Genomic DNA, 21,607 nt, shown 5'->3' on the forward strand with positions numbered 1-21,607 from the left:
AGTCCTATGATCGTTTCACTGATAGTGGCCGCTGCAGAAGACAATGCCATCGGCAAAAACAATGAGTTGCTGTGGCGCCTGCCCAACGACCTGCGTTTCTTCAAAAACAAAACCTGGGCCATGCCTGTGGCCATGGGGCGTAAAACATATGAATCGTTTAAGGGCGAGCCTTTAAGCGGCCGCCTCAACATCATCATTACCCGCAGCGGCAATGAATGGCCCGGGGCAGTAACCGTGCACAACCTGAAAGATGCGCTGTTCCTGGCGCAGCAGCACGATTACAAGGAACTGCTGGTAGCAGGCGGCGGTGAAATATACCGGGAAGCCATGTCGCTTGCAGGCCGTATTTACCTTACCCGTGTACATGCATCCTTTCCTGAAGCAGATACCTTTTTCCCGGCACTGGATGAAAGGCAATGGCAACTGACAGCAAATGAAGATTTTGCTGCGGATGAGAAACATGCTTATGCCTACAGTTTCCAGACATGGGAGCGCAGGTAACACAAAACTGCGCACGGCCACGTATCTTCGCGGCATGTTTTCAAAACCGCAGATGGCAGTTAAATATGCCAGGTACTGGCTGCACGCATCCAATGGCAAAGGGCATGGCGTGCATTCTCCTTTTGTATTTGATTTTATTGTATCGGTACTCAATGATGCCAAAGTGTATCCCTGTTACCAGCAGGTAGAAGCCGCACGCCGCGCGCTGCTGCAGAACGAACAGGTATTGAACATTGACGATTTTGGTGCAGGATCAAGGGTTATTACCACCAGGCAGCGCGTGGTGAAAGCCATTGCACAATCATCGCTGAAACCCGCCAAGTACAGCCAGTTATTGTTTAGAATGGTGCAGTACTATAAACCTGCTACAGTTGTTGAACTGGGTACTTCATTAGGTATCACCGCAGCTTATCTCGCCAGCGGAAACAATACCACCAAAGTGGTTACCATGGAAGGTGCAGCCGAAGTAGCCGCTGTAGCCAGGGATACATTCAGTAAACTGCAGTTATCCAATATCCAGTTAATACAGGGCAATTTCGATGAAACCCTGCAACCCGCATTGCAACAGGTAAAGCAGGTTGACCTGGTGTTCATAGATGGCAATCACCGTTACGAACCTACGGTACGTTATTTTAAAGAATTGCTGCAGTTTGCCGGCGCAGACAGCATGATTATCCTCGATGATATTCACTGGAGCGAAGAAATGGAACAAGCCTGGCATGAAGTACAGCAGCACCCGCAGGTAACCATGACCATCGATTTATTTTTTATCGGCATCGTATTATTCAAACCGGAGTTTAAAATAAAGCAGCACTTCACTGTGAGGTTTTAAAGGTGAGTGGTGAGTAGTGAGTGGTGAGTAACAAAAAGCCGGTGAATAGTGAATAGTCAATAGTGAATAAAAAATGCTGTTCAACTGTAAACTTCAAACGTTAAACTTCAAACATTAAACTTCAAACGTTCAACAATGCCCCAATTGCCCGCAGCATTTATCACATCCGTAGAGCAGGTAACCGGTTTTCGCAAGGAGCCTTTTCTGGCCGTGCATGCCTCTGGCGAGCAGGTTACTTCTGTGCGTTTTAACCCGGCCAAAAAAGCATTGCTGGAGGGGGAGTGGCTGCAACAGCAACAGCAGGGCCCGCTGCAGCAGGTGCCCTGGTGCAATGAGGCATATTACCTGCCGCAACGGCCAATGTTCACCTTCGATCCGCTGTTGCATGGCGGTGTGTATTATGTGCAGGAAGCAAGCAGCATGTTTTTGCAACACATGCTGAAAAACACAGTGGGCACACAAACTGCAGGTTTAAAAGTGCTTGACCTGTGTGCTGCACCCGGCGGCAAAAGCACCCTGCTGGCCTCGTATTTTACGGATGGTTTGCTGGTAACCAATGAAGTGATTAAATCACGCTCAGGCATACTGGTTGAAAACATGACCAAATGGGGGGCTGCCAATGTGGTGGTAACCAATAACGATCCCAAAGATTTCACTGCGCTGGAAGGTTATTTTGATGTGATTGTGGTAGATGCGCCCTGCAGCGGCAGCGGCCTGTTCAGGCGTGATGCAGCTGCTATTGAAGAATGGAGCATTGATAATGTGGCCTTGTGTAACCAGCGCCAGCAGCGCATTCTGGCCGATATACTGCCGGCGTTAAAACCCGGCGGCTGGTTAATATACGCTACCTGTTCCTATTCGGCAGAAGAAGACGAGCAGATAATGGACTGGCTGATGCAATCCTTTAACCTGCACAATAAAGCGGTGGATGTTCCCGTTGAATGGAATGTAGTAGCCACACAGGCTCCGCAAAGCGGTGCAACAGGTTACCGGTTTTTTCCTGACAGGGTAAAAGGCGAAGGTTTTTTTATCGCCGCATTTCAGCAGCAGGATGGCACTGAATTTCATGGCAGAAAAAAAATGCTGCCGCCTGCAGGCAAAACAGAAACAAAAATGGCCGCTGAATGGGTTACACCGGGCATACCGTTGTATTATTTTGCACAGCAGGAGCATGTGCTGGCCATCGCAGAACAATGGCAGGAAGAAGTGGCATTACTGCAAAAACAGCTGTACCTGCGCAAAGCAGGTGTTAACATTGGCGCGGTGAAAGGGAAAGACCTGGTGCCTTCACACGAACTGGCACTAAGCTTGATACATCACCCCAACCTGCAAAAAATAACGCTCGGCCCGGATGATGCCCTGCAATACCTGCGGAGGAAAGAGTTTGCCGTAAACATCGCAGGCAAAGGGTGGACGATGGCCGTGTACCAGGGAATTACACTGGGCTGGATGAAATTGCTGCCCAACCGGGTAAATAATTACTATCCTACGGAGTGGAGAATTTTAAAAGACTAAATTTACCCATATTTTTATCGCGAAAGAAGCTATTGGAGCCATGTATATGAAACGATTATTGTTAGTCTTTGCCTTGTTGCTGTATGTACAACTGGCGCTGTTTGCGCAAACCGGGGTGCAGTATATCACGCATACCATTCAGAAAGGGGAAACGCTTTCGGCGTTGAGTGCGAAATACAAAACCACGGTAGGCGATATCATGCGTTTAAACGGCATGAACAGCAGCAGCAAGCTGGCGCTTGGCCAAAAGGTGAAAATACCGGCAAATGGCGCCAAAGTGCCGCGTACCGCTACTCCTGCTGCCAATACACCTGCCGCACAGGCTACCACCCCTGTGGTGAAACAGCAGCCTGCGGCAACGCCACCCGCCACCACAACGCCACCCGCCACTACACCGGCTGCAGGCACGCCTGCCAATGGTACACCCATGACCAATACCGCTATTATTCACGTGGTGGAAAAAGGCGAAACACTGTACAAGATCAGCAAAAACTACAAAGTGTCGGTTGATCAGCTGAAGCAATGGAATCATTTAACCAGCAACAACGTATCTGTTGGTCAGCAACTGTCTGTAGGTTCAGGCAACGTTACCGTGGTAACCAAACCGCAAACCCAGCCGCCTGCAGATACAGCCACCCCGCAACAGCCCGTAAACACCGGTGTTCCTGCACAACAGCCGCCTGCCAATACAAATACAACACCTGTAACCACCACGCCGCCGCCGGCAGATACGCCTGCTGCCAAACCAACACAAACAGCGCCCGCACACGAAGGGCCACTGGTGCCTAAAGACGATACCTATGTTGACCCTTCGAAAGTGGGATCTGAAGGATACTTTAAATCACTGTTTGGTGTAGATGTGGAAGGCCGCTCTCTCACCGATGAAACCGGTACATCCATGACTTTTAAAACAGCCAGCGGGTGGACTGATAAAAAATATTACATCCTCATCAACAACGTATCACCCGGCGCCATCGTTAAAGTCACGGTACCCGGCAGCAGCAAGGTTATTTACGCCAAAGTGCTGTGGAACATGAACGATATGAAAGAGAATGAAGGCCTAAACTTCCGCATCAGCAACGCAGCCGCCGAAGCCCTGGGCATCACAGACCTGAAGTTCCAGCTGAAAGTGTCTTACTTTGATTAGTGAAGTGAATAGTGAATAGTCAATAGTGAATAAAAAAGTCCCTCAGTCAACAACTGAGGGACTTTTATTTTATAACGTATAGTGTCTGCCAGTACCTGCCGTTGCCGGTGGGGATACCGGCAATCATCCTCCGCTTCGATCACTCACCACTGACCACTCACCACTCACAAATCGGCCTCGCTCCAATCTCACCCCCGGAACCCACGCAGGAAATCTGCCACCTGCATGCGTTTCTTGCCTTCCAGCTGCAAATCGAGCACATGAATAAAACCATTGCTGCAAGCGAATTTCAGGAAGGTCTTGTTATCGGTTTCAAAGGTGCCCGGCTGCAGGTTGTGTGTTGCGTGCTCCTTGCTGCTGCGGTAAATTTTGCAAAGTTTTCCCTGCAGCATAGTATAGGCACCGGGAAAAGGAGAGAGACCGCGGATAAGATTGTGAATACTGTCCACATCCTTGTCCCAGTTAATGTTACCTGTTTCAGTAAACAGCTTGGGCGCATGCAGCAACGGCTCGCCATTGAGCACATCTGGTTGCGGTTGCTCCTGCAAAGTGCCTGCAGCCAGTTCCTGCAGGGTTTTTACAATGGTGTAGGCGCCCAGTTCTTTCATACGGTCGTGCACCTCACCGGCTGTTTCGTTTTCACCAATGGGCATGTGCTCCTGCAATAAAATATTGCCGGTATCTATATCCTGCTGCAGTTTAAACGTAGTAACACCGGTTTCTTTTTCGCCATTGATCACCGCCCAGTTAATAGGCGCTGCACCGCGGTATTGCGGCAGCAGTGAGCCATGCACATTAATGGTGCCCATGGGCGGCATGTTCCATACCATTTCGGGCAGCATGCGAAACGCTACAACTATTTGCACGTCTGCTTTCCAGGCACGCAAGGCTTCCAGGAATTGGGGATTGCGCAGTTTTTCGGGTTGCAGCAATGGCAGCTGTTTTTCTACAGCATATTTCTTAACTGCACTCTCGTTCAGCTTCATGCCCCTGCCTGCGGGTTTATCGGGTGCAGTAACCACACCCACCACATTACAACCTGATTGCACCAGCGCATCAAGCGATGCAACGGCAAACTCGGGTGTGCCCATAAAAACAATGCGTATATCCTGGTAATTCATGGCGCGAAGTTAGCACGATTGGCGCGAATGATAAAACCCCTGTAAGTATGTCAATGTTATAAGGTAATGGTTTCGCCGTCTTCGGGTATCAGTACATGCCCATCGATACCTGCTTTTACTAAAGCTTCTTTTAAGTTGGCACGGCTAACCAGGCAATGGTTAATCGCGTCCATGTGTACGGCAATCAGTTTGGTAGAAGGGAGTGTTTTATATACACTGATTACATCATCAGGCGTCATGGTAATAGGCCCGCCCTGTAAAAACTGTGCTGCGCCTGCGTTTACAATAGTAGCAGTTGGGTGATAGGTGAACAGCGCTGATTTTACTTCATTACACCAGATGGTATCACCGGCAATGTAAATACGCTGGCTGCCATTATCCAGTACAAAGCCCGATACAATACCCATCTTTTTTTCTATTTCACCGGTGCCGTGATGGCCGCCCGTGCGGTGCAATTGTATGCCCTTCCAGCTATGTGTATCCTGGATGGCAAGTACATTGGTAAAACCCTGTGCTTTTATGCTGGCAATATCTGCGGGCTGGCAAAACAGCACAATGTCTTTGGGAAGCAGGTTTTGTGCAGTAACATCCCAGTGATCAGGATGAATATGTGTTACCAATACTGCATCAACCTGTTGTATCAATTGCTGCAAACCTGCTTCATCAATGGCCAGTGGTGCGCGCGGATTGCGCAGCTTATTAGCCGCAGGCTGCACAGGATCGAGTGTTTCTTTATCTGCCAGCAGCGGATCAACCAGCAGGCGCAGGCCATTAAATTCTATCAGCAGGGTGGCGTGGCGCAGCAGGCGTATTTGAGCAGGTTGCATCAGGATATTTTAGAATGAAATTACCTTTTTTATGTCTTTAAAAAATTGTTCTCTTTTACGGGCCGAAACAGGAATGGTCATGCCATTGGATAAAATCACCGCAGCAGACACTCCTTTGAGTATTTTATTGATGTGCTGAAAATTGATCAGGTAGGATTTATGTATGCGGTAAAAACCTTTATCGAGTAATAAATCTTCAAATTCTTTTAATGAACGCGAAGTCACATAGGTGGTATTGCCGGGTAATACAATTTTTGAATAGCTGTCCAGCGCTTCAATCAATACAATATTGTTAATGTCTACCACGTCATATCCATCATTTACGTTCACAATAATTTTGGAGAAATTCTCCTTCATACTGTTTACATGATCTTTGATCAGACTGGTGATTTCGCCGTATTTGTTTTCTTTCGATTTGCGCAGCTTGTCTACCACTTTAATAATATCCTCTACCTTAATCGGTTTCAGGATATAGTCAAAAGCCGCCATTTTAATGGCTTTCAGCGCATACTCCTGGTGAGCGGTTACAAATATTACATCAAAATCAGGTTTGGGAATGTCTTCCAGCAGCTGCAATGAACTGTAGGGGGGCATTTCAATATCCATGAATATCACATTCACGGGTTTGGTGAGTATGTTGGTCTTGGCGTCTGTTATATTATCAGCGGTCCATTCGATAATCACGTCTTTGCATTCGTTTTCAAGAATGGTTTTTAACACAAAAATATTGGCTACCTGATCGTCAACGATGGCTGCTTTAATTGTTTTCATAAGGTAACTTGTGTTTGGATCGGTTATGGTTCACTTTAATGGTCAAAAGTTGTGCTCATGAGCAGGGCTGAAATATGTCAGCTGGCATATTGGGTAAATATTTCGTTGGCAATCTGCCTCGTAAGCGGTTTGGTATAGGTATTTCTTACAAAAGGGTATTTGCTGAACCGGGCTTTTGTAGTTTCGTGGCAGGAAGAGCTGATCACGAAAATGCTGGGGAACTGTTCGCCGGTTTGTGGAAGCTGTAGAAATGCTTCCAGCAATTCCCAGCCGTTCATAACCGGCATATCGAGGTCGAGCAGCATAATATCCGGCAACTGTTTTTGTTGCTGCAGGTGCTGCAAGGCTTCTTCACCATTAAAAAAGGAGAGAATCTGGAAGGGTTGTTGCTCTTGCTGAAGGAGCATTTTGGCGACCATATGGTAGGTTGGGTCGTCATCTACGATAAAAACAAGTTTCATTTGGTTGCGGAAAGGTTAATAAGCGGTAATAGAATTGTAATTTAGTTGCTTAAATTGCTATCTGGAATATTTTAATAGTAGAAAAAATACATAAGCTCCTTAATTTCGCACCTGTCTGCTTATGTAATCCTCGCGCAAATATCATCCAATATCCTGAATAACAGCTTAGAACAGCTGTTTAAATGTATTTGAAAACCATTATATAAACTAATTAAATTTTATATAGCATAATTTTTATTAATATTTATACAGAACGCCGACCCAGCGTTCGCTGTCCGTTATGAACGAAAGCGCTATCCGTTACACTATTAAAATGAACCTGGAGGAAATCACCCTTCCGCCTTTTGAAGACATCCTGATCCTTGGCCGTAACGGCACACAGGGCAAAACAGGATTGTTTCAGTCATTACAAATGCTTTATCCCGGTGCCTACGAAATGGTAGACATCCAGGAGCAGCAGGTGGAAGCCATTTACATCAGCCGCAAAATTATCCGCAAAATCAGCGTTGAGAAAGTTGTGGCTATTTTAAGAAAAAAAGTATTTGGCCTCATTTCTGAAGGAGAACTGGCTAAATTAGATTTTAAAATCAGTATCTCCTTTACGAACATGGATGGGGAGTAAGCAATTGGTATGACTATTCAAAAGTTTGTCAGGCACAACTACAAAAGGATTGATGCCTATTCAGGCATTAACCAGGTAAGACAGGATCTGCTGCAGGGTGAGGTTTTCGCAGTGCAGGACAAAGAGACCATTATTGGTTTGCTTTCCTGGTACGACATTGCGGCGAAGCCTTATAACCTTGTGATCGACTGCATCAGCAGAAAACCACCGGTGTTTACACATCAATCGGTGGAAGAAGTATTTAATTTAATGCAGCAACACAATGCCGAAGCTTTGCTGGTGTACCAGCAGCAAACATGTGTTGGCATGATTTACAAAAAAGACCTTACTGCGCACTTCCGCTATGCACTGCTTGAGCAGGCAGAAATTACCAAAACCATTGTACACGATATCCGCAACTACATCAGCAATATCAGCAGCATCACCGAAATAGTTACCAAACAGCAGCGCAAAAAAGAAACAGCTGAATTGCTCTCTTATGCAGCAGCAGCCTGCCATTCATCACTTGAATTATTACAGGAATTATTGTTTCTCGACCAGCTGGAGCAATACGATGAAAACCGGCAGCGCCAGCCGGTAAATGTGCATACACTGCTGCAGGAATGCGTGCATACCGTAACCGCATCTGCCACACAAAAACAGATCACCATCAATTATGTCGCCACCAAACTGGAGTGGCATGTGCTTGGTGATACTGCTTCTTTGAAACGTGCCTTCTTAAATATACTCAACAATGCAGTTAAATTCACCCGCGTAAAAGGACAGATCACGGTGACTGCATCGGCAAAAAAGAACCAGCACATCATCGTGTCTGTAAAAGACAATGGCATCGGTATTCCGCCCAACATGAAAGACCGCATCTTCGATAAATTCACCCGCGTAAAACGCAAGGGCACACTGGGCGAAGAATCAACAGGTCTCGGCATGTACATCACCCGCCAGATTGTAGAAATGTACGCCGGCAACATCCGCGTAGAAAGCGTCGAAAACCGCGGCTCCGTATTCCTCGTAGAATTCCCCCTGTTACCAACAGCATAAATCCACGCTCCCCCATATGCCGTTGCCTGGTATCCTCATCAGCAACAAATCTTCGCTCCAATCCATCCGCCGTTGCCTGGTGCCCTCACCAGCAACAAATCTTCGCTCCGATCCATCCGCCGTTGCCTGGTGCCCTCACCAGCAACAAATCTTCGCTCCGATCCATCCGCCGTTGCCTGGTGTCCTCACCAGCAACAAATCTTCGCTTCGATCCATTCACTATTGACTATTCACTATTCACCCATGATCCCCCCAACCTATCATCGTGCCTCTGCGCATAAACTATCCTGACAATTCAACCATCAAACTTTAAACCTTCAAACCTTCAAACAATCCCTCCTCACTCAAAATCCTGATACAACAAATACTTCTTCCTGATCTTCCTGAACGCAGTTAACCCCGGCTGCCAGCTGGCTTTTATTTCAGCGGCAGTTTTGTTTTGTACCAGTTGCTGCATCAGGATATTGTTGCCGGCAAGTTTGTTGAAAAAGTACGTGCCTGTTTTGGGACGGATGAAAAAGCTGTCCTTCTGCGGAAACAGTCTGTATGCTTCAATCAGCCATTTTAATTGAATCTGGTTATTCACCTCCTGCAATACCTGTTGCGGCGAGCCATACAAATTCCAGCCATAGTTCACCTTATTGTAATTTTTGGAAGCAACAGCGCCCGGCCTGCTGGTTGGGGTAAACCGGTAAAGCGTATTGGGCAAGCTCGGGTGACCAAAAACAGCAAACGGATGGTCTGTTCCGCGTCCTTCGCTAAGCACAGTACCTTCAAAAAAACAGGTAGAAGGGTAGAGGTAAATAGAAGCCATATCCGGCAGGTTGGGTGAGGGTTTCACCGGCAGTGCATAATGACTTTTATGGGTGTAATTGCGGCAACGGATTATTTTAAGCGACCAGTGCTCGCCTGCTGCAGGCAATACCTTCAGCCATTGTTCGCCCAGTAACATACGTGCATATTCACCGATGGTCATGCCATACACAATAGGGATAGGCTGCATGCCTACATGACTTTTGAAAGCAGTGTCAAGAACAGGCCCGTCAACATAAAAGCCATTGGGGTTGGGTCTGTCGAGCACAATCAGGGGTTTGTGTGCGGCAATGGCGCCTTCCATATAATCCTGCAGTGAGGAAATATAAGTGTAGAAACGAACACCCACATCCTGCAGGTCAAACACCATCACATCCACATCTGCAAGATCGTTTGCATCAGGCACTGTTTTTTTTCCGTAAAGGGAAACTACGGGAACACCGGTGGCAGCATCTACATAACTGTCCACTTTTGCACCGGCATCGGCTTCACCGCGAAACCCGTGTTCGGGCCCGAAAATCTTGGTGATACGGATGCCCAGCCGCTGCAGGGTATCTACAAGATGCCTGTGCCCTACCATCGAGGTTGGGTTGGCAAAAATGCCTACCCGCTTGTTTTTAAGCAGGGGCAGGTACTGGTTAAGCTGGTAAGCACCCGGTTCTATGGCAGTATTTTTGTTCGCAGTACTGCTGGAACGTTGCTGTGCAAACCCGGGAAATAATAACAATAAAAGGAAGGATAATAGACAAAGCTGTTTCATACACCGTTAAAAATGAGGGTGGTAAATTAATTAAAAATACTTGCCTTTTCCTAATTAACAGCGTACTTTGCCGGCGGCATTTATTTAATATCAAAACATGCAATATGCAAGAAGTGAAAAAAGGTGATACTGTAAAGGTTCACTATCATGGAAAACTGACCGATGGTACCACATTTGACAGCAGCGAAGGACGTGAGCCACTTGAGTTTGAAGTAGGCGGCGGAATGGTGATCAGTGGTTTTGACAATGGCCTGCTGGGTATGGTCGTTGGTGAAAAGAAAACCCTGCATATTCCTGCTCATGAAGCATACGGCCCTAAACGTGAAGACCTGGTGATGGAATTTCCGATAGACCGTTTTCCTCCTGATGTTACACCCGAAGTTGGTATGGTACTTAGCATGAGCGATGGCCAGGGCCAGCAGCTGCCGGTTACCATCACAGAAGTTAAACCAGATGCGGTAGTGCTCGATGCCAATCCTCCGCTGGCTGGTAAAGACCTCGTGTTCGATATTGAACTGGTTGAAATTGCAGGCAGCAAACCGCTGATCATTTTACCTGATTAAGCTGCGTTGTCTTCTACCATAAAAAGGGCTGCATTTACCAATGCAGCTCTTTTGTTTTATGCCTTTCGCAACCAGTCATATATGCGCCTAGTTATCATGTATTTAATTTTTTCAGCAAAGGCAATTTTTTGTCTTCCGGCAAGTCAACTTTAAACTTCAAACGTTAAACGTTAAACCATTGTCACCACTCACTATCTTTGATGCATGATACAACAATACACCGTAGCAGAACGATTTATGCGGTACGTGCAGATAGATACCCAAAGCGATCCGCAAAGCAATACACAACCCTCAACCGAAAAGCAGAAAGACCTGAGCAGGTTGCTGGTACAGGAACTGCTGGATATGGGTATCAGCGATGCCCATCTTGATGCGTATGGGTATGTATACGCAACCGTGCCTGCCACCTCATCCAAACAGGTGCCGGTGGTTTGTTTCTGCAGCCATGTAGATACGGCGCCTGATTGCAGCGGCAGCGGTGTAAAACCTATACTGCACAAGCATTTTGATGGTAGTGATATTGTTTTGCCTGATGATCCTGCACAAGTGATTTCCATAAAAGAACATCCTTACCTGGCACAGCGCATAGGCGATGATATCATCACTGCATCAGGCACAACCCTGCTGGGTGCAGATGATAAAGCCGGGGTGGCCATTATCATGGATCTGGCTTACCAGTTAATGCAACAGCCGCAGATAAAACATGGCGCCATACGCATTCTCTTTACACCTGATGAAGAAATAGGCAGGGGAGTAGATAAGGTAGATATGGCCAAACTCGGTGCCTATGCAGGTTATACACTGGATGGTGGTCCGCGCGGTTATTTTACCGATGAGAATTTCAGTGCAGACGGGGCAACCATTGTGATCAATGGCATCAGTGCCCACCCGGGTTATGCAAAGGGCGCCCTGGTGAATGCTATGAAAGTGGCAGGCACGCTGTTAGACTTGCTGCCTAAACATGCGTTCTCTCCCGAAACAACCGGCGGCAGGGAAGGGTTTGTACATCCTGTGCATGTGGAAGGTGTGGCAGAGAAAGTGACCCTGCAGTTTATTGTACGCGATTTTGAAGAAGCGAAGCTAAAAGAACATGAAGCCAGGCTGGAAGCAATTGCCAAAGAAGCAGTAGCACAGTACCCGGGCGCAACGTATACTTTCACGGTAAAGGAACAATACCGTAACATGAAAGAAAAACTGGTAAATTACCCGGCTGTTGCAGCATATGTGCAGCTTGCCATGCAGCGCGCAGGTATTGCGTTTGAAAAACACAGTGCACGCGGCGGAACTGATGGTGCACGTTTGTCATTTATGGGATTGCCCTGCCCGGATATTTTTACCGGTGAAATGGCGTTTCACGGCAAACACGAATATGTAAGTGTGCAGGATATGCAGAAATCGGTAGACACTTTAATAGAACTGGTGCAGGTTTGGGAAGAAAAAGCAGTATAACCCGGGCGGCTAACGCTTGATAAATACCTGTAATACCAGTATCGTCAAAATCATCGATAATACAATCCAGTCAACAGCTACGGCGCTCAGTCGTGGCTGTTTGCGTTTAATGGTTTCTGTGGTGTGCGTGTTGCTCATAATTTTAATACTCTACTAATTTGGTAGACAAATATAAACACCGGCCCGCCATCTGCCAAATAATTTGGCGGCCATTCTTATATTTTAATTTCGGAGATCTGCTGATGTTTCTTACTTTACTGAAAAATAGAACCTTATGCCTTTTTTAATTAGCTATGGATGGCTGCTGCTGCTGATATTAATTGTCTTCAGCGGACTGGTCACTGTTAATCAGGGAAACATCGCGGTTATTATCATGTTCGGAAAATACCGCCGTATACTGCGGCCCGGGCTCAATTTCAAATTGCCGTTTATTGAGCAGATCTATAAAAAAATAAGCATCCAGAACCGTTCTGTTGAGCTGGAGTTCCAGGCTGTTACGTACGACCAGGCCAATGTATATTTCAAAAGCATGCTGCTGTATGCCGTAATGAATGCAGATGAAGAAACCATCAAAAAGGTGGCGTTTAAATTCATCAGCGATAAAGATCTGATGCAGGCACTGGTACGTACCATTGAAGGGAATATCCGCTCTTATGTAGCCACCAAACGCCAGGCAGAGATACTGGCCCTGCGCAGGGAAATTGTTGAATCGGTTAAATCGGAAGTAGATCATGTGCTGGAAGACTGGGGGTATCACCTGCTGGATTTGCAGATCAATGATATTACGTTTGACAAGGCTGTAATGGACAGCATGAGCAAAGTGGTGGCCAGTAACAACCTGAAAGCTGCCGCTGAAAACGAAGGCCAGGCCCTGCTGATCACCAAAACCAAGTCTGCCGAAGCAGAAGGTAATGCCATTAAAATTGCGGCTGAGGCCGAAAGGGAAGCAGCCCGTTTACGCGGTCAGGGTGTGGCGCTGTTCAGGGAAGAAGTGGCACGTGGTATGAGCCAGGCCGCCGAACAAATGAAACAGGCCAATCTTGATACCAATGTAATTTTATTCAGCATGTGGACGGAAGCCATTAAAAACTTCGCAGAAGTAAGCAAGGGCAATATTATCTTCCTCGATGGCAGCCCGGAAGGCATGGAAAACAACATGCGTCAGATTGTTGCCATGACCAAACTGCACATGGATAATAAACCGCAATAATGCCGGTAAAACCTATTTTTGCACGCCGGTCTGCCAGACCGGCGTTTCGCATGCATCATATTGTATTAAATATAGTTTAATATGAATTACCGGTTGCAGACCAACCCATTCATTGTACCAACAGGCGATGGTAAACTTATTGAAGAACATTTTGGCCGCGTAGCCACCGGCCATGAGCAGGTAAGCATCGCCCGTATGGAAGCACCGGCGGGTTGGAGCGAACCGCACCAGCAGCCTGCGTTTGATGAGTTTACGCTGGTATATGCAGGCAAAAAACAGCTGGAGATAGATGGTGAAACCATCGTGCTGAATGCAGGGCAAAGCATACTGGTAAAAGCAGGGGCAAGGGTTCGCTACAGCAATCCTTTTACCGAAACCTGTTACTACTGGAGCGTTTGTTTGCCGGCATTTTCGGTTGATACGGTGAACCGTGCGGCAGACTAAACGGGGCACCGGTTCGTTTATATAACAGCAGAACTTTGTATAAACAGGCTGAAATGCCTGTAAATACAGTGTAAGTGCTGTTGAATCAATGTGTAAATCTTTCTTAAAATAACAGGGCCGTGTAATTTATGCACACGCTGCGCGTTGTTGTGTGATCGGCTTTATTTTAGCAATACCTAAAATCATCAGCATGGGCTTTTTTTTATTACAGGTTCCTGATACGTCTAAATTAGTGAATGCAGCTGCAGCTGCTGCGCAACAGGCGCCTCAGAAAATTAATTTATGGAGCCTGCTGGATAAAGGCGGCTGGATTATGTACCCGCTGTACCTGTTGCTGGCGGCAGCCATTTTTGTTTTCTTCGAAAGATTGATTGCCATTAGCAAAGCATCGCGTATTGATGCCAATTTCATGAGCATTATTCGCGACAATATCATGAGCGGCAATATTTCTGCTGCACGTAACCTCGCCAAAAACACCGATAACCCGGTGGCCCGCATAATTGATAAAGGCATTCAGCGCATTGGCAAACCCATTGATAGCATCGAAAAAAGCATGGAGAATGTGGGCAAGCTCGAAATGTATAAAATGGAACGCAACCTCTCCATCCTGTCGCTGATCTCGGGCATTGCGCCCATGTTCGGTTTCCTGGGTACCATTGTGGGTATGATTCAGCTGTTCTACGAAATCAACAGCACCGGTAACTTTGAACTGAGTGTAATTGCCGGTGGTATTTATGTAAAAATGATTACTTCGGGCAGTGGTTTGATCATTGGTTTGATTGCCTATGTAGCACACAATTTCCTTACTGCACAGGTAGATAAAACAGCCAATAAAATGGAGGCTGCCAGCGCAGAATTCCTCGATGTGCTGCAGGAGCCTACCCGCTAATACCTTGCTTTAATAATTACAGGTTATCTCAAACTATACGTTAAAAAGAACAGATGAATATTCGCAAACGATTAAAGTCGCATCCTGAAGTGCACACCGGTGCGTTGAACGATATCCTGTTCATCCTGTTGCTGTTTTTCCTGATTGTGTCAACCCTGGCCAACCCCAATGTGGTAAGGGTTAACAACCCCAAAGGCCAGAAAGACACGAAGGCCAAACAAACCATTGTTGTTTCTATCGATAAGGAGCAGAAAATATATGTTGGCCAAACACAGGTGCAGCCCGATATGCTCGATTCGTTGCTGAAAATGGAAGTGAACAAAGCCCGCCCGCAGGTAGATACACCTTCTGTTGTTATCAATGCTGATACCATTGCATACTATGGCGAAGTATTCCGCATCATGCAGTCAGCCAAAAGAGCCGGTGCCAAAGTAGTAGCGAATGTTAAATAAGATGGTTAGATGGATTCATGGTTTGATGGTTGAAACCGCCCTCACCATCCGGTCTTTCCCCTGCAAATCTTTTCTCAGCTCCACTTCAACATACCCTTTGTCTTGCAGCAGCTGTACGGTTTCAGGCCCGAATGCCTCGTTGATTTCAACAAACAGGCAACCGCCGGGTGTTAATTTCTGCAGGGCGAGATCAGCTATTTTCCGGTAAAACAATAAGGCATCCGCATCAGGCACAAACAAAGCCAGGTGTGGTTCGTGTGCCAGCACATTGTTATGCATCTGTGCAGCCTCACTATCTCGTATATAGGGGGGATTGCTAACGATAATATCAGCAGCAGGAAAAGATGGCCACTGGCTTTCATCCAGTATATCCATCTCGTGAAACTGCACGTGCACATTTTGTGTGCCCGCATTGCGTTGGGCTATCGCCAGTGCACCGGCTGATACATCGGCTGCATGCAGTTGCGCTTCGGGCAGTTTTTGGGCAATGGCTACCGGTATGCAGCCGCTCCCGGTACCAATGTCTGCGATGGTTAAGTTGGGCGCATATTGCCCGGCAGTTGCTACCACCCATTCCACCAACTCTTCAGTTTCAGGGCGGGGTATCAGTACATTCTCATCAACATAAAAGGGCATGCCGGCAAACCAGGCTTCGTGCAGCACGTATTGCACCGGTTTATGCAATAGCAATTGTTCAGCATGTTGCTGTAGTAATTGCAGCTGCTCCGCAGGCACCGCATAGTCTTTCCAGGTAATGCGGTCTATGCGCCGCCTGCCGGTAACATGCTCCAGCACCCAGTCGGTAATATTGGCCGCCTCGCGGTCTTCATACACTTCGTACAGCTGTGTTAACAGGTGCTGATAAGCTTGCTGAATGGTCATACTGCAATGTTAGCACCATTTCAATACTTTTGCAGCATAAAATACCTGGCTGTACCGTTGCTACAACGCCGTGCAGCCGCCATTTTTCCTGTATGACCATTTACGAAACGTATATGCAGCGCTGTTTACAGCTCGCCGCCCTCGGCGGCGGACAGGTAGCACCCAACCCCATGGTGGGTTCGGTGCTGGTGTACAACGACCGTATTATCGGCGAGGGCTACCACCGTGTGTACGGACAGGCGCATGCAGAGGTAAACTGTATTGCCAGCGTTCGGCCCGAAGACAGGCACCTGGTACCCGACAGTACTATTTACGTGTCGCTGGAACCTTGTGCGCATTATGGCAAAACACCTCCCTGCGCTGATTTAATCATCTCCCAGGGCATCCGCAAGGTAGTGGTGGGTTGCCGTGACCCATTTGAAGCGGTAGACGGGAAGGGTATCGAAAAGCTGCGCAACGCAGGCATAGAAGTAATGACGGGTGTGCTGGAAAAAGAATGCCACTGGATAAACCGCCGTTTTTTTACCTACCATACACAACACAAACCGTATGTGCTGCTGAAATGGGCGCAAACCGCAGATGGCAAAATTGCCGGTGGTACCAACGAGCGTCTGCTCATCAGCAATGCATACAGCAACCGCCTGGTACATCGCTGGCGCAGTGAAGAAATGGGCATACTGGTGGGCACACGCACCGCACAACTGGATAACCCTTCGCTCAGCAACCGTTTGTGGCATGGCCCGCAACCGGTGAAATTATTGCTGGATATGGATTTGAAGCTGCCGCTCACCGCAAGGCTTTTCCAGGATGATGCAACCGTGGTCGTATTCAATACGCAAAAACATACGCTGGAACCAGGCACTGTTTTTCCATTGCAGCAAACCGGCACTTATTATTACCAGCTTAGCAAAACCGAACCATTGATACCACAGTTATTGCATGCAGGCTATCAGCTGCGCCTGCAAAGCATACTGGTAGAAGGCGGGGCAAATTTGCTGCAGCAATTTATTGACAGCAACAGCGCCGATGAAGTGCACATCATTACCAACACCGGTTTGTTTGCCGGCGAAGGTTTGGCTGCACCCGCGCTGAAAGGCTTTACTGCTGTGCAGCAGCAAACACTGGATAAAGATCAGCTGCATTATTTTGTACATCAACATCACCCATATTTCCCGTACCATTCATGACAGACCAGGATTTTTTTCAAACCATTACCCAGCCTTCCATGGCAGAATTTAAAGACAGGGGCAGCCGCTTCCTGGCTTATGCTTTTCCTGTTGGCCATGCAGATGAATTTAAAACCCGCCTGCAGGAGCTGAAGAAAGAACACCCCAAAGCCAATCATCACTGTTTCGCTTACCGCATTGGCATGGATGGCAATAACTTCAGGGTAAGCGACGATGGTGAACCCGGCGGCTCGGCCGGCAGACCAATTCTTGGCCAGATAGACAGCCAGCAGCTCACCAACACCGCCATTGTGGTGGTGCGTTACTTTGGTGGTTCGTTACTGGGTGTGCCCGGTTTAATCAATGCCTACAAATCGGCAGCAGCCATGTCTTTACAGCTTACGCCATTTGTGCAGAAAGCAATAGAAATTCCCTACGAACTGCAATTTGATTATACCCGTATGAATGATGTAATGATGCTGGTAAAGCAAATGGGCTGCACCGTGTTGCAACAGGAAGCACAATTATTTATCCTGCTGCAGATCGGCATCCCCAAAGCAAGACTGGATGAAATGTTATACCGCTTAAATGATATGCATTACGTAACCGCAAGGAAGATCTGAGGAAGATGGCTATATGGCTGCATTGCCTGATGGCTGCCAGATTGAACTGTTGAACCTTGAAACAATTGAACCATTCAACCATCAAGCCATTATCTTTGAAACCGCTCACTCACTACGAGGTCTTTCGAATTGTTGGAATAAACATAGAATCCCTCACCTGATTTTACACCCAGTTTGCCGGCAGTAACCATATTTACCAGCAGCGGGCAGGGGGCGTATTTGGGGTTGCCATAGCCTTCGTGCAGTACGCGTAAAATGCTGAGGCAAACATCCAGCCCGATAAAATCAGCCAGTTGTAACGGTCCCATGGGGTGGGCCATGCCCAGTTTCATAATGGTATCGATAGATGTAACGCCGGCAATACCCTCATACAGGCTGCAAATGGCCTCGTTGATCATGGGCATCAGTATCTTGTTGGCAATAAAACCGGGGTAGTCGTTTACTACACAGGGTACTTTCTGTAAGGTTTTGCTGAGTGCAACAATGTATTCGGTTACCTCTTTTTCTGTGGCATAGCCATTAATAATCTCCACCAGTTTCATTACCGGCACCGGGTTCATAAAATGCATGCCGATTACTTTACCGGGGCGCGAGGTAACGGCCGCAATTTTGGTAATGGATATAGAAGAAGTATTGGTAGCGAGTATGGCAGTAGCAGGCGCTGCTGCATCCAGCTGGCGAAATATCCGGAGTTTGAGATCTGCATTTTCGGTGGCAGCTTCAACCACCAGTGCTGCATCGGCCACACCATCGGGCAGTTGTGTATAGGTGTGAATGCGTTGCAGTATTTCCTGTTTATCTGTTGCAGTAAGCAGGTCTTTTGCTACCTGCCTGTCCACGTTACGCGCAATGGTTTGTAACGCTTTGTCAAGCTGGGCCTGCTGAACATCAACAATATTAACGCTGAAACCATGCTGGGCAAACACATGTGCAATACCGTTACCCATGGTGCCTGCACCAATTACTGCAACTTTTTTCATAATGGCTGTATTATTAGCTAATCGTCGTTCTTGCTTTTGAAATCACCGCGTTTCCAGGCCTTGATAAATTCACTCCAGGCCGCTGGATTTAAGATATTAATGGGCGGTTGCTGGCCCTGGTAGTATAATTTGCTGGCCTGCTGGCGTAACTGCGCGTTCACCGCTTCACGTCCGTCTGCAGGTAACGTTGCCAGCAGTACACGGCGTTTGGCTTCATCAATATTCTGACGGGCAATTTCATACTGGTCGTTCGGTATACGTGTGTTGGCAAAGTCGCGCTCAAACTGCTCGCGGCTGGGCCTTGGTTTTAAGATAGTGGCCGGAAGATAGGCCGTATCGCTCACCAGCAATTGAATAACGTAATACTGGTTGTCTACTACTTTGTCGGGGATGTTGATCACCACATCTTTAAAACCCACACAGGAAAAACGGATTTTCTGCCCCTGCAAAACAGCGATCGAAAACACACCCTGGTCGTTGGTCAGTGTACCACGTCCCGCACCTTGCACGAGTATGCTGGCTGCGGGAATTGCGCGCAGGCTGTCGGCAGTCATAACCACGCCAAATAATTGAATAACAGAATCTTTAGGAATAACCTGCTGGGCCTGGGTTTTGACAATAAAACAGCCTGTAAGCAGCAAACAGAATGCGTATTGTAAAATTTTTTTCATGCTATAGAGTTCAAATATAGCGGATTATATCTTTCGGTGATAAATCTCCAATAACCTGTGCTATTATAACAAAGTAACCTCCGTAAGGGTTAATTTTGCAACGGAATTTCTTTTTTAACAAAAATATGTGTGATGACAGAAGCTGATATATTGAAGGCATTAAGCAACGTTCAGGAGCCGGATTTAGGAAAGGATTTGGTTACACTCAATATGATCAAAGACATTCATATCGATGGTGATAATGTGAGTTTTACGGTGGTGCTAACTACACCTGCGTGCCCGATGAAAGATATGATGCGTACAGCCTGCATAAACGCTATTGTGCTGTTTGTAAACAAGCAGGCAAAAGTGCAGGTAAACTTCACTGCCAATACAAGCTCAAACCGCAAAGATGCCGGCCAGCAATTGTTGCCCGGTGTAAAAAACATTATCGCTGTTGTAAGCGGTAAAGGTGGCGTAGGTAAAAGTACCGTTGCTGCCAATCTCGCTTTGGCCCTTGCGCAAAACGGTGCAAAAGTAGGTTTGATGGATGCGGATATTTATGGTCCCAGCGTACCCATTATGTTTGGCGTACGCGGCGAGCGACCCATGATGCGCGAAGTAAACGGCAAGGGCATGATTGTGCCTTTGGAACGTTATGGCATCAGCCTTATGAGCATTGGCCTGCTGGTTGACGAAAAAAATGCCGTAGTATGGCGCGGTCCCATGGCCAGCAGCGCTATCAAACAATTTGTAACAGATGTGGACTGGGGTAACCTCGATTACCTGGTTATTGATATGCCACCCGGCACCGGTGATATCCATCTTACCCTGATGCAGACCGTGCCTGTTACCGGTGTTGTTATTGTAACCACACCACAGGCTGTAGCGCTGGCTGATGCGAAAAAAGGGATTGCCATGTTTGGCCAGGCACAGATTAAAGTGCCTATTATCGGACTGGTAGAGAACATGGCTTACTTTACACCGGCCGAGCTGCCAGACAATAAGTATTATATTTTCGGCAAAGAAGGCGGTAAAAAGCTGGCCGAAGAATATGAGATTCCGTTCCTGGGCCAGTTGCCGCTTATACAGAGCATCCGCGAAGGCGGTGACCTGGGTATACCTGCCATGATGGGCGACGATGCATCGGCCAAACGCCCTATTGAATATTTTGCAGGTATCGCAGCACGTAACATTGCCATCCGCAATGCAACGGCGAGGGCTACCAAAGTAATTGAAACTACTATATAACTGAATGTATCATCTTCCTGAATACAAAGAGAATAATGAAGGGGTATTGCTGCCATTTATGCGGCAATACCCTTTTGTATTGCTGTGCGGCAGCAATGCGGCAGGAGAGCCGGTAGTATCGCATGTACCGGTGTTGATTAAAGCGCGCGGGGGCAGGATATACCTGCAGGGGCACATGATGCGCAAAACAGATCATCACATCGCTTTTGAGCAAAACCCGGCCGCGCTGGCAGTGTTTAACGGTCCGCATACTTATGTAAGTGCTTCGTGGTACAGCAACCCGCAGGTAGGCAGTACCTGGAACTACATGGCAGTACATGCACGCGGACAAATGCGTTTCCTGGAGCAAGCGCAGCTGCTGCACATCCTGGAAGAAACCACCGCGCTGTTTGAAAACAATGCCGGTTCACCTGCGCTGTTCAAACACCTGCCCAATGAATACGTGCAGCGCATGACAAAAGCAATTGTGGCTTTTGAAATTGAAGTGGCAAACCTGGATGGCATCTTTAAATTAAGCCAGAACAGGGATACTGCTTCTTACGATAATATTATACAGCATTTGCAGGCACAGGGTGGCGATGCTGCTGCCATTGCCGCTGAAATGGAACAACGTCGTAACAAGGTTGCCGGGGTATAAAAC

General features: G+C 47.3%; 25 protein-coding genes. 16 read left to right on the plus strand and 9 right to left on the minus strand.

Annotation, left to right across the window (positions count from 1 at the left end; all coding sequences use genetic code 11):
* Positions 1-6: 6 nt before the first annotated feature.
* From DXN05_RS08440 to DXN05_RS08455, 4 genes are all read left to right on the plus strand, one after another.
* Positions 7-501 (plus strand): dihydrofolate reductase, encoded by a 495-nt coding sequence (locus DXN05_RS08440; RefSeq protein WP_116846783.1) that lies wholly within the window; start codon positions 7-9, stop codon positions 499-501.
* A gap of 52 nt (positions 502-553) precedes the next feature.
* Positions 554-1,333, plus strand: coding sequence for an O-methyltransferase (locus DXN05_RS08445; protein WP_245975161.1), 780 nt, complete (start codon positions 554-556; stop codon positions 1,331-1,333).
* 135 nt (positions 1,334-1,468) lie between these two features.
* The gene (locus tag DXN05_RS08450; RefSeq protein WP_116846785.1) at positions 1,469-2,848 is read left to right on the plus strand and encodes a methyltransferase RsmF C-terminal domain-like protein; all 1,380 of its coding nucleotides are present in this window, start codon (positions 1,469-1,471) and stop codon (positions 2,846-2,848) included.
* Positions 2,849-2,894: 46 nt separating this feature from the next.
* A complete protein-coding gene (locus DXN05_RS08455; protein WP_158559172.1) occupies positions 2,895-3,995 on the plus strand; it encodes a LysM peptidoglycan-binding domain-containing protein in 1,101 nt (366 codons plus the stop codon).
* A 188-nt stretch (positions 3,996-4,183) separates the two neighbouring features.
* On the opposite strand, the gene fmt is transcribed toward DXN05_RS08455, so the two are convergent.
* The 4 genes from fmt to DXN05_RS08475 all read right to left on the minus strand — a co-directional run bounded on the left by fmt (position 4,184) and on the right by DXN05_RS08475 (position 7,175).
* Entirely contained in the window at positions 4,184-5,116 is a 933-nt protein-coding gene (gene fmt / locus DXN05_RS08460) for a methionyl-tRNA formyltransferase (protein ID WP_245975162.1), read from the minus strand.
* A 56-nt stretch (positions 5,117-5,172) separates the two neighbouring features.
* Positions 5,173-5,943 carry an MBL fold metallo-hydrolase gene (locus DXN05_RS08465; RefSeq protein WP_116846787.1) on the minus strand — a complete coding sequence of 257 codons (771 nt, stop codon included), beginning with the start codon at positions 5,941-5,943 and terminating at the stop codon, positions 5,173-5,175.
* 9 nt (positions 5,944-5,952) lie between these two features.
* Positions 5,953-6,714, minus strand: coding sequence for a LytR/AlgR family response regulator transcription factor (locus DXN05_RS08470; RefSeq protein WP_116846788.1), 762 nt, complete (start codon positions 6,712-6,714; stop codon positions 5,953-5,955).
* Positions 6,715-6,791: 77 nt separating this feature from the next.
* A complete protein-coding gene (locus DXN05_RS08475; RefSeq protein WP_116846789.1) occupies positions 6,792-7,175 on the minus strand; it encodes a response regulator in 384 nt (127 codons plus the stop codon).
* Between the two features lie 280 nt (positions 7,176-7,455).
* Between DXN05_RS08475 and DXN05_RS08480 the strand changes: the two genes are divergently transcribed.
* On the plus strand, positions 7,456-7,797 hold the full coding sequence (locus tag DXN05_RS08480) for a hypothetical protein (protein ID WP_116846790.1): 342 nt from the start codon (positions 7,456-7,458) through the stop codon (positions 7,795-7,797).
* Between the two features lie 9 nt (positions 7,798-7,806).
* A complete protein-coding gene (locus DXN05_RS08485) occupies positions 7,807-8,835 on the plus strand; it encodes an ATP-binding protein (protein WP_116846791.1) in 1,029 nt (342 codons plus the stop codon).
* Between the two features lie 340 nt (positions 8,836-9,175).
* On the opposite strand, the gene DXN05_RS08490 is transcribed toward DXN05_RS08485, so the two are convergent.
* Positions 9,176-10,408, minus strand: a complete 1,233-nt coding sequence (locus tag DXN05_RS08490) for an exo-beta-N-acetylmuramidase NamZ family protein (protein WP_116846792.1) — start codon at positions 10,406-10,408, stop codon at positions 9,176-9,178.
* A 104-nt stretch (positions 10,409-10,512) separates the two neighbouring features.
* Here DXN05_RS08490 and DXN05_RS08495 point away from each other — a divergent pair, with 104 nt between their 5' ends.
* Positions 10,513-10,971 carry an FKBP-type peptidyl-prolyl cis-trans isomerase gene (locus tag DXN05_RS08495; RefSeq protein WP_116846793.1) on the plus strand — a complete coding sequence of 153 codons (459 nt, stop codon included), beginning with the start codon at positions 10,513-10,515 and terminating at the stop codon, positions 10,969-10,971.
* 204 nt (positions 10,972-11,175) lie between these two features.
* Positions 11,176-12,420, plus strand: a complete 1,245-nt coding sequence (gene pepT, locus DXN05_RS08500; protein ID WP_116846794.1) for a peptidase T — start codon at positions 11,176-11,178, stop codon at positions 12,418-12,420.
* Between the two features lie 9 nt (positions 12,421-12,429).
* Here pepT and DXN05_RS25130 read toward each other — a convergent pair whose 3' ends face one another.
* Positions 12,430-12,558 (minus strand): hypothetical protein, encoded by a 129-nt coding sequence (locus DXN05_RS25130; protein WP_262511496.1) that lies wholly within the window; start codon positions 12,556-12,558, stop codon positions 12,430-12,432.
* 136 nt (positions 12,559-12,694) lie between these two features.
* On the opposite strand from DXN05_RS25130, the gene DXN05_RS08505 reads away from it, so the two are divergent.
* The 4 genes from DXN05_RS08505 (at position 12,695) to DXN05_RS08520 (ending at position 15,415) form a co-directional block, all read left to right on the plus strand.
* A complete protein-coding gene (locus tag DXN05_RS08505) occupies positions 12,695-13,630 on the plus strand; it encodes an SPFH domain-containing protein (RefSeq protein ID WP_116846795.1) in 936 nt (311 codons plus the stop codon).
* 81 nt (positions 13,631-13,711) lie between these two features.
* Positions 13,712-14,074 carry a cupin domain-containing protein gene (locus tag DXN05_RS08510; RefSeq protein ID WP_116846796.1) on the plus strand — a complete coding sequence of 121 codons (363 nt, stop codon included), beginning with the start codon at positions 13,712-13,714 and terminating at the stop codon, positions 14,072-14,074.
* A 190-nt stretch (positions 14,075-14,264) separates the two neighbouring features.
* Complete coding sequence (locus DXN05_RS08515) at positions 14,265-14,963, plus strand: MotA/TolQ/ExbB proton channel family protein (protein WP_116847144.1); 699 nt, start codon at positions 14,265-14,267, stop codon at positions 14,961-14,963.
* 53 nt (positions 14,964-15,016) lie between these two features.
* Positions 15,017-15,415 carry an ExbD/TolR family protein gene (locus tag DXN05_RS08520; protein WP_116846797.1) on the plus strand — a complete coding sequence of 133 codons (399 nt, stop codon included), beginning with the start codon at positions 15,017-15,019 and terminating at the stop codon, positions 15,413-15,415.
* Positions 15,416-15,430: 15 nt separating this feature from the next.
* Here DXN05_RS08520 and prmC read toward each other — a convergent pair whose 3' ends face one another.
* Positions 15,431-16,297 carry a peptide chain release factor N(5)-glutamine methyltransferase gene (gene prmC, locus DXN05_RS08525; protein WP_116846798.1) on the minus strand — a complete coding sequence of 289 codons (867 nt, stop codon included), beginning with the start codon at positions 16,295-16,297 and terminating at the stop codon, positions 15,431-15,433.
* A gap of 92 nt (positions 16,298-16,389) precedes the next feature.
* Here prmC and ribD point away from each other — a divergent pair, with 92 nt between their 5' ends.
* On the plus strand, positions 16,390-17,484 hold the full coding sequence (gene ribD, locus DXN05_RS08530; RefSeq protein ID WP_116846799.1) for a bifunctional diaminohydroxyphosphoribosylaminopyrimidine deaminase/5-amino-6-(5-phosphoribosylamino)uracil reductase RibD: 1,095 nt from the start codon (positions 16,390-16,392) through the stop codon (positions 17,482-17,484).
* Positions 17,481-18,086, plus strand: coding sequence for an IMPACT family protein (locus tag DXN05_RS08535; protein ID WP_116846800.1), 606 nt, complete (start codon positions 17,481-17,483; stop codon positions 18,084-18,086). The genes ribD and DXN05_RS08535 overlap by 4 nt, the downstream gene beginning before the upstream one ends.
* Before the next feature lie 89 nt (positions 18,087-18,175).
* Here the strand turns inward: DXN05_RS08535 and DXN05_RS08540 are convergent, their stop codons facing one another.
* Together DXN05_RS08540 and DXN05_RS08545 are read right to left on the minus strand one after the other, a co-directional pair.
* A complete protein-coding gene (locus tag DXN05_RS08540; protein WP_116846801.1) occupies positions 18,176-19,066 on the minus strand; it encodes a 3-hydroxybutyryl-CoA dehydrogenase in 891 nt (296 codons plus the stop codon).
* 17 nt (positions 19,067-19,083) lie between these two features.
* On the minus strand, positions 19,084-19,737 hold the full coding sequence (locus DXN05_RS08545; RefSeq protein ID WP_116846802.1) for a carboxypeptidase-like regulatory domain-containing protein: 654 nt from the start codon (positions 19,735-19,737) through the stop codon (positions 19,084-19,086).
* A 132-nt stretch (positions 19,738-19,869) separates the two neighbouring features.
* Here DXN05_RS08545 and DXN05_RS08550 point away from each other — a divergent pair, with 132 nt between their 5' ends.
* Both DXN05_RS08550 and DXN05_RS08555 read left to right on the plus strand, forming a co-directional pair.
* On the plus strand, positions 19,870-20,967 hold the full coding sequence (locus DXN05_RS08550; RefSeq protein WP_116846803.1) for an Mrp/NBP35 family ATP-binding protein: 1,098 nt from the start codon (positions 19,870-19,872) through the stop codon (positions 20,965-20,967).
* A gap of 4 nt (positions 20,968-20,971) precedes the next feature.
* On the plus strand, positions 20,972-21,604 hold the full coding sequence (locus DXN05_RS08555) for an FMN-binding negative transcriptional regulator (protein WP_116846804.1): 633 nt from the start codon (positions 20,972-20,974) through the stop codon (positions 21,602-21,604).
* Positions 21,605-21,607 lie beyond the last annotated feature (3 nt).

The organism is Deminuibacter soli (genome assembly GCF_003412455.1).
Taxonomy (GTDB): Bacteria; Bacteroidota; Bacteroidia; order Chitinophagales; family Chitinophagaceae; genus Deminuibacter; species Deminuibacter soli.